The organism is Streptomyces sp. NPDC057543 (genome assembly GCF_042801895.1).
In the GTDB taxonomy this organism is placed as follows: Bacteria; Actinomycetota; Actinomycetes; order Streptomycetales; family Streptomycetaceae; genus Streptomyces.
The window spans coordinates 16575-27074 of sequence record NZ_JBHVFF010000090.1 but is presented as its reverse complement, the minus strand read 5'-3'; the positions used below and the strand labels follow the sequence as shown (position 1 = coordinate 27074).

Below are 10500 nucleotides of genomic sequence, written 5' to 3'. Positions count from 1 at the left end.
CCCGGCCATCGAGGCGTCCGGCCCGCCTCATCGCGCGCGCAGCTCCGCCCGCGCGTCCATCAGCGCGAACCCCAGCAGATTCAGCCCCCGCCAGGTCGCCGGATCCTCCGCGCGCGGGTCGTCCGCCGCCAGTCCGATGCCCCAGACACGGTCCATGGGACTCGCCTCGACCAGGACCCGGTCCCCCGTATTCAGCAGGAACTCCCGCAACTGCGGGTGGTGGCCGAACTTGTGGACGCTGCCGGACACCACCAGTGCGTACCGCTCGCGCTCCCACACCGCCTCGTCGAAACCGCGGACCAGCCGGCCCACCTTCTTCGCCTGGGCCGGGCTCTTCGCCGACACCGCCCGCTCCTGCGCCTCCGCGTCACCGAACAGCCGGGCCTTCGCGGCCATCATCCAGTGCTCGGCCGACGCGTACGTCACGCCGTCGACCGTGAAGGGCGCCGGCCACCACTGACTGAGGCAGCTCGCACCGATGCTGCCGTCGGGCCGCGGGCGGTGACCCCAGAAGCGCAGATACTTCACCTTCTCGCCGCGCCGGGTCCGCGCCAGGAGATCGTCCATGTGTTCCATGACACGCGAGTCTGGCATCCGCCACTGACACTCCGTACGGGGAATTCCGCACTGACGCGACACATGGTCGACAGATTCCGTCGCGTAACCAAAAGGCAACAACGGAATCACTTGTTGGGGTTGACCTCCTCTGTCAGGATCGGCAATCAAATCGAACAGAAGCTACGCCGCCACCGCACTCCGGGGCGTGCGGCGGAGGAGAACGTCATGGGCAACGGCATCCAGGTGCGGGACCGCTTCGCGGACGGCGCACAGTACATCGGCGGAAAGCTGCGGTCCGGCACATCGGGGCGACACCACGACGTGGTGAACCCGGCAACGGGCGAGACCGTCCATACCTACGAACTGGCGGGCACAGCCGACGTCGACGCGGCCGTGGCGGCCGCCCGCGAGGCGTTCCCCGGCTGGTCGGGCGCGACGCCTGCCGAGCGGGCCGAGGCGATGCACCGCTTCGCCGCCGTCCTCGCCGAGCAGGCCGACGACTTCGCGTACGTCGAGTCCCTCCAGTGCGGCAAGCCGATCAAGCTCGCCACCGAGTTCGATGTGCCCGGCACCGTCGACAACACCTCCTTCTTCGCGGGCGCCGCCCGCCACCTGGAGGGCAAGTCGGCAGCCGAGTACGACGGAGACCACACCTCGTACGTACGCCGCGAGGCGATCGGCGTCATCGGCTCCATCGCACCCTGGAACTACCCGCTCCAGATGGCCGCGTGGAAGATCCTCCCGGCCGTCGCCGCAGGCAACACCATCGTGCTGAAGCCCGCTGAGATCACCCCGCTGACCTCGCTGATGTTCGCCCAGGCGGCCACCGAGGCCGGCATTCCGGACGGTGTGATCAACATCGTCACCGGCGCGGGCAAGGATGCAGGGGAGCACCTCGTCGGCCACCCCGACGTCGTCATGACCTCCTTCACCGGCTCCACCGCCGTCGGCAAGCGGGTCGCGGAGATCGCCACCGCCACCGTCAAGCGCCTGCACCTCGAACTCGGCGGCAAGGCACCCTTCGTCGTCTTCGACGACGCCGACCTCGAAGCCGCGGTCCACGGCGCGGTCGCCGGGGCGCTCATCAACACGGGCCAGGACTGCACCGCGGCCACCCGCGCCTACGTCCAGCGCCCCCTCTACGACGCCTTCGTGCAGGGTGTCGCGGAACTGATGGAGACCGTCCGGCTCGGCGACCCCTTCGACCCGTCGACCGACCTCGGCCCGCTGATCAGCCACGCCCAGCGGGACCGGGTCGCCGGATTCGTCGACCGCGCCCGCGCGTACGCCACCGTCGTCACCGGCGGCGAGGCGCCCGGCGGCGAACTGGCGGCCGGGGCCTACTACCGGCCGACGCTCGTCGCCGGTGCCGCCCAGGACAGCGAGATCGTCCAGTCGGAGATCTTCGGCCCGGTCCTCGTCGTGCTGCCCTTCGACACCGATGACGAGGGCATTCGCCTCGCCAACGACACCCCGTACGGACTCGCCGCCTCCGCCTGGACCCGGGACCTGTACCGGGCGAACCGTGCCACCCGCGAGATCAAGGCGGGCTGCGTCTGGGTCAACGACCACATTCCGATCATCAGCGAGATGCCGCACGGCGGATACAAGGCCAGCGGCTTCGGCAAGGACATGTCGTCGTACTCCTTCGAGGAGTACACGCAGGTCAAGCACGTCATGTACGACAACACCGCGGTCGCCCGGAAGGACTGGCACCGCACGATCTTCGGGGACCGATAACCCGGCCGCCGCCGGCCACACACACCCGAAAGGGCAACGCGCATGGAGCAGTACCAGCCCGAGCGCCTCTCCGCGGCCCAACTGGCCGCGATGCGACGCAGTCTGACCAGTGGCCGGGGCGCCCTGACCCGCCGCTCGCTACTCCGTGCCTCCGGCATGGGGGCGCTCGCGATCGGCGGGCTGGGGACGCTGAGCGCCTGCGGCATCCCGCCCGCGAAGCGAGAAGGGGACGCCGCGGCGGCCTCGGACGACCACTCGGCCGAGGAGAAGCAGGTCAACTTCTCCAACTGGACCGAGTACATGGACGTCACCGAGGACGGCAAGCACCGGCCCACCCTGGAGGCGTTCACCAAGCGCACCGGGATCAAGGTCAAGTACACCGAGGACATCAACGACAACGTCGAGTTCTTCGGCAAGATAAAGCCGCAGCTCGCGGCCGGCCAGGACACCGGCCGTGACATCATCTGCGTCACCGACTGGCTGGCCGCCCGCATCGTCCGCCTCGGCTGGGCACAGCGGCTCGACCCGTCGAACCTGCCGCACGCCTACGCCAACCTCTCGGCCCAGTTCCGCTCCCCGGACTGGGACCCCGGCCGCGCCCACTCGTACCCGTGGGCGGGCATCCCCACCGTCATCGCCTACAACTCCAAGGCGACCGGCGGCCGCAAGGTCGATTCCGTCAGCCAGCTGCTCGACGACCCGAAGCTCAAGGGGCGGGTCAGCTTCCTCTCGGAGATGCGCGACTCCATCGGGATGACCCTGCTCGACATGGGCAAGGACCCCGGCACCTTCACCGACGCCGATTACGACGCCGCGATCGGCCGGATCCAGAAGGGCGTCGACAAGAACCAGATCCGGCGCTTCACCGGCAACGACTACACGGCCGACCTCGACAAGGGCGACATCGCCGCCTGTGTCGCCTGGGCCGGCGACATCATCCAGCTCCAGGCCGGAAACCCGGACATCAAGTACGCCATCCCGGCCGCCGGCTACATCATTTCCAGCGACAACCTGCTCGTCCCGGTGAAGGCCCGGCACAAGACCAACGCCGAGAAACTCATCGACCACTACTACGAGCCGCGGGTCGCCGCCCAGCTCGCCGCGTACATCAACTTCGTCTGCCCGGTCGACGGCGTGCGCGACGAACTGGCGAAGATCGATCAGGCGATGGCCGACAACGTCCTGATCCTTCCGGACAAGGAGATGGCGGCCCGGTCGCACGCCTTCCGCTCCCTGACAGCCGAGGAAGAGACGGCGTACGAAGAGAAGTTCGCCAAGCTCATCGGCGCCTGACCGCCGAGCCCTCCCCTTCACCGATCTCCCCCCTGACACCACTGGGACTGCGATCCATGACACAGCAGCAGACAGGCGGCGATGTCCGCCTCACCGGGATCAGCAAGACGTACGGCTCCTTCGCCGCCGTCAAGCCGCTCGACCTGACCGTCCCGCAGGGCTCGTTCTTCGCCCTGCTCGGCGCGTCCGGCTGCGGTAAGACCACCACCCTGCGGATGATCGCGGGGCTGGAGGAGGCCACCACCGGCACCATCTCGCTCGGCGGCCGCGACATCACCGATCTGCCTCCGTACAAGCGGCCCGTCAACACCGTCTTCCAGAGCTATGCGCTCTTCCCGCACCTCGACATCACCGAGAACGTCGCCTTCGGTCTGCGACGGCGCGGCATCAAGTCGGTGAAGAAACAAGTCGACGAGATGCTGGAGCTCGTCCAGCTCGGCGACTTCGCCAAGCGCAAACCGCACCAGCTCTCCGGCGGTCAGCAGCAGCGCGTCGCCGTCGCCCGCGCCCTGATCAACCACCCGCAGGTGCTCCTGCTCGACGAGCCGCTCGGCGCCCTCGACCTCAAGCTGCGCCGCCAGATGCAGCTGGAGCTCAAGCGCATCCAGACCGAGGTCGGCATCACGTTCATCCATGTCACCCACGACCAGGAGGAGGCCATGACGATGGCCGACACCGTCGCGGTGATGAACGCGGGCCGGGTCGAGCAGCTGGGCGCCCCCGCCGATCTGTACGAGAACCCGAAGACGACCTTCGTCGCCAACTTCCTCGGTACCTCGAACCTCATCGAGGGCGAGATCGTCTCCGCGGACACGGACGTCGTCGTGACGGTCGGCGGCGGAAAGCTGCGGCTGCCCACCGGGCGATGTACGGCCCCCACCGCGAACGGCGGCAAGCTGCTGCTCGGCGTACGCCCCGAGAAGATCTCGCTCGCGCACGCCGACGACGCGGACGCGATAGCCGACGGGCGCAACCAGGTCACCGGCCGGATCATCGACTCCAGCTTCATCGGCGTGTCCACGCAGTACGTGGTGGAGAGCCCGGCGGGCAAGGCGCTGCAGGTGTACGAGCAGAACATCGAGCGTGATGTCCGGCTCGCCCCCGGCGCCGAGGTCGTTCTGCACTGGAACCCGGCACACACCTTCGGCCTGGACGCCGCTCAGGACATCGACGCCGGTGTGGAGACGGTGGAGGACGCGGCGTGACCGTCACCAAGGAGGCGCCACCCGCGCCCATCACGGAGCTGAAGGTCCGCAAGGCCTCCACCCGCAAGCGCCTCGTCCCGTACTGGCTGCTGCTCCCCGGCATCCTGTGGCTCGTGGTCTTCTTCGCGCTGCCGATGGTCTACCAGGCGTCGACCTCCGTACAGACCGGCTCCCTGGAGAAGGGCTTCGAGGTCACCTGGCACTTCCAGACGTACTGGGACGCGCTGAGGGACTACTACCCGCAGTTCATCCGGTCGCTGCTGTACGCGGGCACCGCCACGATCCTGTGCCTGCTGCTCGGCTACCCGCTGGCGTACCTCATCGCCTTCAAGGCCGGGCGCTGGCGCAATGTCGTCCTCGTGCTGGTCATCGCGCCGTTCTTCACCAGCTTCCTGATCCGTACGCTCGCCTGGAAGACGATCCTCGCGGACGGCGGCGCGGTCGTCGACGTACTGAACACCCTGCACGTACTGGACGTCACCAGCTGGCTCGGCTGGACCGAGTCCAACCGGGTACTGGCGACGCCGATGGCGGTGGTCTGCGGGCTCACGTACAACTTCCTGCCGTTCATGATCCTGCCGCTCTACACCTCGCTGGAGCGGATCGACGGCAGGCTGCACGAGGCGGCCGGCGATCTGTACGCCACCCCCGCCACCACCTTCCGCAAGGTGACCTTCCCGCTCTCCATGCCGGGTGTCGTCTCCGGAACGCTGCTGACCTTCATCCCGGCCAGCGGTGATTACGTCAACGCGGAACTGCTGGGCTCCACCGACACCAAGATGGTCGGCAGCGTCATCCAGACCCAGTTCCTGCGCGTCCTCGACTACCCGACGGCGGCCGCGCTCTCCTTCATCCTCATGGCGGTCGTCCTGATCATGGTCACCGTCTACATCCGCCGCTCCGGGACGGAGGACCTGGTCTGATGCCCGTACTGCGCTGGATCCGCCGGAATCTGATCGTCATCGCGGGTCTGCTGACCCTCGCCTACCTGATCCTGCCGAACATCGTCGTGATGGTGTTCTCGTTCAACAAGCCGAACGGGCGCTTCAACTACGCCTGGCAGCGCTTCTCCCTGGACGCCTGGAAGGACCCCTGCGGCGTCGCCGACATGTGCGGCTCGCTCTCCCTGTCCCTGCAGATCGCCGCATGGGCCACCGTCGGTGCGACGGCCCTGGGCACGATGATCGCCTTCGCCCTGGTCCGCTACCGCTTCCGGGCGCGCGGCGCGATCAACTCGCTGATCTTCCTGCCGATGGCGATGCCCGAGGTCGTCATGGCCGCCTCGCTGCTCACGCTCTTCCTCAACATGGGTGCGCAGCTGGGCTTCTGGACGATCCTCATCGCACACATCATGTTCTGCCTGAGCTTCGTCGTGACCGCCGTCAAGGCGCGCGTGATGTCGATGGACCCGCGACTTGAGGAGGCGGCCCGCGATCTGTACGCGGGCCCCGTGCAGACCTTCCTGCGGGTGACGCTGCCGATCGCCGCCCCCGGAATCGCGGCGGGAGCGCTGCTCGCCTTCGCGCTCTCCTTCGACGATTTCATCATCACCAATTTCAACGCGGGCTCCACCGTGACCTTCCCCATGTTCGTCTGGGGATCGGCACAGCGCGGCACGCCCGTGCAGATCAACGTCATCGGCACGGCGATGTTCATCATTGCCGTACTGGTGGTTGTCGTCGGCCAGCTGATCGCGAACCGGCGGAAGAACAGCGCACGACCGTGAGTTCCTGAAGGAGTTGGAAACCATGGCCCCAGGTGCCATGCGTACTGCAGCACAATCACTCTCCGGCGCCAAGCCGGTCTCGTTCTGGCTGGACGACCCCGGCCGGCCCGAAGCGCTGCCCGCGCTCACGGGCGACGAGCACTGCGATCTCCTCGTCATCGGCGGTGGCTACAGCGGACTGTGGACCGCGCTGATCGCGAAGGAACGCGACCCGGAGCGGGACGTCGTACTGATCGAGGGGAACGAGGTGGGCTGGGCCGCCTCGGGCCGCAACGGCGGATTCTGCGCCGCATCCCTCACCCACGGCCTGCCCAACGGCCTGGAACGGTGGCCGGAAGAGATCAACAAGCTGGAGGAGCTGGGCGAGCGGAACCTCGACGCCATCGAGGCGGCCGTCGCCCGTTACTCCATCGACTGCGAATTCGAGCGGACCGGCGAAATCGACGTCGCCACCGAACCCCACCAGCTCGAAGAACTCCACGCATGGCACCAGGAAGCGGAGAAGCTCGGCTTCACCGGAATGGAATTCCTGGACCGGGACGCGGTGCGCGCCGAAGTCGACTCACCGACTTTCCTGGGCGGACTCTGGGACCGGCGCGGGGTCGCCATGCTGCACCCCGCCAAACTGGCCTGGGGCCTGAAGCGTGCCTGTCTCGACCTGGGGGTCCGGGTGTACGAGCACACCCGGGGTCTCGAACTGGCCGGGACACCCGCCGCGATGGCGGTCCGCACCCCGTACGGAAGGGTCTTCGCGCGCCGCGTCGCACTGGGTACGAACATCTTCCCGTCCCTGGTCAAGCGGGTGCGGTCGTACACCGTACCGGTCTACGACTACGCGCTGATGACCGAACCGCTCACCGCCGACCAGCTCGCCTCCATCGGCTGGAAGAACCGGCAGGGGCTGGGCGACAGCGCCAATCAGTTCCACTACTTCCGGATGTCGGCCGACAACCGGATCCTGTGGGGCGGTTATGACGCGATCTATCCGTACGGTGGCCGGCTGAGCGCCGATCTTGACCAGCGTCCGGAGACCTTCCTCAAACTCGCGGGCCAGTTCTTCGACTGTTTCCCGCAACTCGCCGGGGTCCGTTTCAGCCATGCCTGGGGCGGGGCGATCGACACCTGTTCCCGCTTTTCCGCATTCTTCGGTACGGCCCATCAGGGCCGGGTCGCCTATGCCGCCGGATATACCGGACTCGGCGTCGGAGCCACCCGGTTCGGTGCCGATGTGATGCTCGATCTGCTGGGCGGCGAAGAGACTGAACGGACCGCTCTGGAAATGGTCCGCCGCAAGCCGATGCCGTTCCCGCCGGAGCCCTTCGCCTGGGCCGGGATCGAACTCACCAAGCGGTCCCTGGCCAGGGCGGACAGCAACGGCGGGCACCGCAATCTGTGGCTGCGGACGATGGACCGGCTGGGGCTCGGCTTCGACAGCTGAGCGATGCCCGGGCGCGCGTGATCCGGTTCACTGCCAACGGGTAACCCGAACCCGCGTAATGGATCGGCGCCACCCCTCTCTCCCGTGTGAACACACCGGCCGCACGGCCGGTGCACACGAAATGGAGGCCGGTCATGGCGCGGGGGTCGGAACAGCAGTCGAGTGGCTCGCATCAGTGGCGCCGGATCCGGACGCCTGCCGGCGGGAATGGGAGCGAATGCCCAACGGCAGGAGCAGCAGCCCGCACAGGAACCAGCTGCCCAGCACATCCAGCGGCCAGTGATAGCCGCGCAGCACCACACCGATGCCCGTCGCCGCGGTCAGCAGGACAGCGGCGACGGGCATCACCCATGACCGCCGCACATACGGCGTGGTCAGCAGGGCCGCCGCCCCGTACGCCACCGCGGCCGTCGCCGCGTGGCCGGACGGGTAGTAGCCGGTGGCGTCCGTCAGCGGCCCTGGCCGGGCGATCCAGTCCTTCATCGGGGCGACGAGAAGCGGCACCGCCGCCATGGTGAGCGCCGCGTACAACGGCTCCCGGCGGGCGCCGCGCACCAGGGCCCAGACGATCGCGCAGCCCAGCACCGGGAGCGCGATCTGCATGTTGCCGAGATCGGCGAGGAATTCGGTCAGCGGGGCGGGGCCCTGCCCGACGAGTGCCCGGGCGGTCCGCTCGTCCAGCCCGCGCAGCGGACCGTCGGCCGCGACCTGCCAGGTGGTGAGCGCGAGGAGCGCCAGGAAGGATGGCACCAGGGAAATGAGAAGAGCCGGCCGCCCGGGAGCAGGGGGGGTGGCTCCGGGGCGGCCGGTCGGATCGGTTTGCCGCGCGCCCCGGGGGGTTTGGGGCGGGCGGCCATCCGATCGGTGAGGAGTTCCGGAGCCAGCGGCCCCAGTGGTGTGCGCGAAGGCACGGCCAGGACGGTGCTGGGGAAGCTCCGACCCGGCGTCGCCGGCAGTCCCCTGCGGGCGGGGTGTTTCTCTCATCTGCGGAAACCGTACGTCAGCGGATAGGGGACCGACAGACGGAAACGGATCCCGCCATCGGCCCCGCACACCTTCTTCACACGCCCTCACGCGGGCCCTGCATCCCCGGCGAAAACGCCTTCCGGCACCGTCAGGGGTTTCGCACAGGTCAGATCTGGCCGAAAGCCTGCTCGATGACGTCGAGAGCCTCGTTCAGCAGGTCCTCGCCGATCACCAGCGGCGGGAGGAAGCGCAGGACGTTGCCGTACGTGCCGCAGGTGAGGACCAGCACACCCTCCGCGTGGCAGGCCTTGGCGAGCTTCGCGGTGGCCTCCGGGTTCGGGTCCTTCGTGCCGGACTTCACCAGCTCGATCGCGATCATCGCGCCGCGGCCGCGGATGTCACCGATGACATCGCCGTTCGGCAGCTTCGCCTGCATTTCGGCGAGGCGGCCCTTCATGATCTCCTCGATGCGCTTCGCCTTGCCGTTCAGGTCCAGCTCGCGCATCGTCTCGATGGCGCCGAGCGCACCCGCGCAGGCCACCGGGTTTCCGCCGTAGGTGCCACCGAGGCCACCGGCGTGGGCGGCGTCCATGATCTCGGCGCGGCCCGTCACGGCGGACAGCGGAAGGCCGCCCGCGATGCCCTTGGCAGTGGTGATCAGGTCGGGGACGATGCCCTCGTCCTCGCAGGCGAACCACTGGCCGGTGCGGCAGAAGCCGGACTGGATCTCGTCGGCGACGAAGACGATGCCGTTGTCCTTGGCGAACTGGGCGATCGCCGGGAGGAAGCCCTTGGCGGGCTCGATGAAGCCGCCCTCGCCGAGCACCGGCTCGATGATGATCGCGGCGACGTTGTCCGCGCCGATCTGCTTGGTGATCTGGTCGATGGCCTGGGCGGACGCCTCCGCGCCGGCGTTCTCGGCACCGGTCGGCCAGCGGTAGCCGTACGCCACCGGCACCCGGTAGACCTCGGGCGCGAACGGGCCGAAGCCCTGCTTGTAAGGCATGTTCTTCGAGGTCAGCGCCATCGTGAGGTTGGTGCGGCCGTGGTAGCCGTGGTCGAAGACGACGACCGCGGAGCGCTTGGTGTAGATACGGGCGATCTTCACCGCGTTCTCGACGGCCTCGGCACCCGAGTTGAACAGCGCGGACTTCTTGGCGTGGTCGCCCGGCGTCAGCTCGGCGAGCTGCTCACAGACCTCGACGTACCCCTCGTACGGCGTGACCATGAAACAGGTGTGGGTGAAGTCGGCGAGCTGCGCGGACGCACGACGTACGACGGCCTCGGCCGAGGCGCCGACCGACGTCACGGCGATACCGGAACCGAGGTCGATCAGACGGTTGCCGTCCACGTCCTCGATGATCCCGCCACCGGCGCGGGCGGTGAACACCGGCAGGGTGGAGCCCACACCTGCGGCCACCGTCGCGAGACGGCGGGCCTGCAGCTCCACCGACTTCGGGCCGGGAATGGCAGTGACGACGCGGCGCTCCTGCGGAATTGCGGTCATGAGGGGCTCCTGTGGGGTGTTTCGGACGCTTCTCTTTCTGCAGGCTATGGGCGGGGCCCGGGGTCCG

General features: G+C 68.4%; 9 protein-coding genes. 6 read left to right on the top strand and 3 right to left on the bottom strand.

Translation table 11 applies throughout. The features are described 5' to 3' along the window. Nucleotides 1–27 precede the first annotated feature (27 nt). On the bottom strand, nt 28–567 hold the full coding sequence (locus tag ACFU8Q_RS17350) for an NADAR family protein (protein ID WP_384454135.1): 540 nt from the start codon (nt 565–567) through the stop codon (nt 28–30). A gap of 216 nt (nt 568–783) precedes the next feature. Here ACFU8Q_RS17350 and ACFU8Q_RS17345 point away from each other — a divergent pair, with 216 nt between their 5' ends. Genes ACFU8Q_RS17345 through ACFU8Q_RS17320 form a run of 6 tightly spaced genes read left to right on the top strand, consistent with a single transcriptional unit; the run spans nt 784 to nt 7960 of the window. Further along, entirely contained in the window at nt 784–2298 is a 1515-nt protein-coding gene (locus ACFU8Q_RS17345; protein ID WP_384454132.1) for a gamma-aminobutyraldehyde dehydrogenase, read from the top strand. A gap of 42 nt (nt 2299–2340) precedes the next feature. Next, nucleotides 2341–3591 carry a spermidine/putrescine ABC transporter substrate-binding protein gene (locus tag ACFU8Q_RS17340; RefSeq protein ID WP_384454129.1) on the top strand — a complete coding sequence of 417 codons (1251 nt, stop codon included), beginning with the start codon at nt 2341–2343 and terminating at the stop codon, nt 3589–3591. A gap of 56 nt (nt 3592–3647) precedes the next feature. Further along, the gene (locus ACFU8Q_RS17335) at nt 3648–4796 is read left to right on the top strand and encodes an ABC transporter ATP-binding protein (protein WP_384454126.1); all 1149 of its coding nucleotides are present in this window, start codon (nt 3648–3650) and stop codon (nt 4794–4796) included. Then, nucleotides 4793–5719 (top strand): ABC transporter permease, encoded by a 927-nt coding sequence (locus ACFU8Q_RS17330; RefSeq protein ID WP_384454123.1) that lies wholly within the window; start codon nt 4793–4795, stop codon nt 5717–5719. Before ACFU8Q_RS17335 ends, ACFU8Q_RS17330 begins: the two co-directional genes overlap by 4 nt. Next, entirely contained in the window at nt 5719–6522 is an 804-nt protein-coding gene (locus ACFU8Q_RS17325) for an ABC transporter permease (protein ID WP_384454120.1), read from the top strand. Before ACFU8Q_RS17330 ends, ACFU8Q_RS17325 begins: the two co-directional genes overlap by 1 nt. A gap of 22 nt (nt 6523–6544) precedes the next feature. Then, the gene (locus ACFU8Q_RS17320; RefSeq protein ID WP_384454117.1) at nt 6545–7960 is read left to right on the top strand and encodes an NAD(P)/FAD-dependent oxidoreductase; all 1416 of its coding nucleotides are present in this window, start codon (nt 6545–6547) and stop codon (nt 7958–7960) included. Between the two features lie 132 nt (nt 7961–8092). On the opposite strand, the gene ACFU8Q_RS17315 is transcribed toward ACFU8Q_RS17320, so the two are convergent. After that, nucleotides 8093–8944, bottom strand: a complete 852-nt coding sequence (locus ACFU8Q_RS17315) for a phosphatase PAP2 family protein (protein ID WP_384454114.1) — start codon at nt 8942–8944, stop codon at nt 8093–8095. Between the two features lie 148 nt (nt 8945–9092). Beyond that, the gene (gene gabT / locus ACFU8Q_RS17310) at nt 9093–10433 is read right to left on the bottom strand and encodes a 4-aminobutyrate--2-oxoglutarate transaminase (RefSeq protein WP_384454111.1); all 1341 of its coding nucleotides are present in this window, start codon (nt 10431–10433) and stop codon (nt 9093–9095) included. Nucleotides 10434–10500: the final 67 nt, after the last annotated feature.

Coding starts and splice junctions, on each gene's coding strand:
- ACFU8Q_RS17350 (WP_384454135.1), bottom strand. CDS start 567: ATGGACGATCTCCTGGCGCGGACCCGGCGCGGCGAGAAGGTGAAGTAT.
- ACFU8Q_RS17345 (WP_384454132.1), top strand. CDS start 784: ATGGGCAACGGCATCCAGGTGCGGGACCGCTTCGCGGACGGCGCACAG.
- ACFU8Q_RS17340 (WP_384454129.1), top strand. CDS start 2,341: ATGGAGCAGTACCAGCCCGAGCGCCTCTCCGCGGCCCAACTGGCCGCG.
- ACFU8Q_RS17335 (WP_384454126.1), top strand. CDS start 3,648: ATGACACAGCAGCAGACAGGCGGCGATGTCCGCCTCACCGGGATCAGC.
- ACFU8Q_RS17325 (WP_384454120.1), top strand. CDS start 5,719: ATGCCCGTACTGCGCTGGATCCGCCGGAATCTGATCGTCATCGCGGGT.
- ACFU8Q_RS17320 (WP_384454117.1), top strand. CDS start 6,545: ATGGCCCCAGGTGCCATGCGTACTGCAGCACAATCACTCTCCGGCGCC.
- ACFU8Q_RS17315 (WP_384454114.1), bottom strand. CDS start 8,944: ATGAGAGAAACACCCCGCCCGCAGGGGACTGCCGGCGACGCCGGGTCG.
- gabT (WP_384454111.1), bottom strand. CDS start 10,433: ATGACCGCAATTCCGCAGGAGCGCCGCGTCGTCACTGCCATTCCCGGC.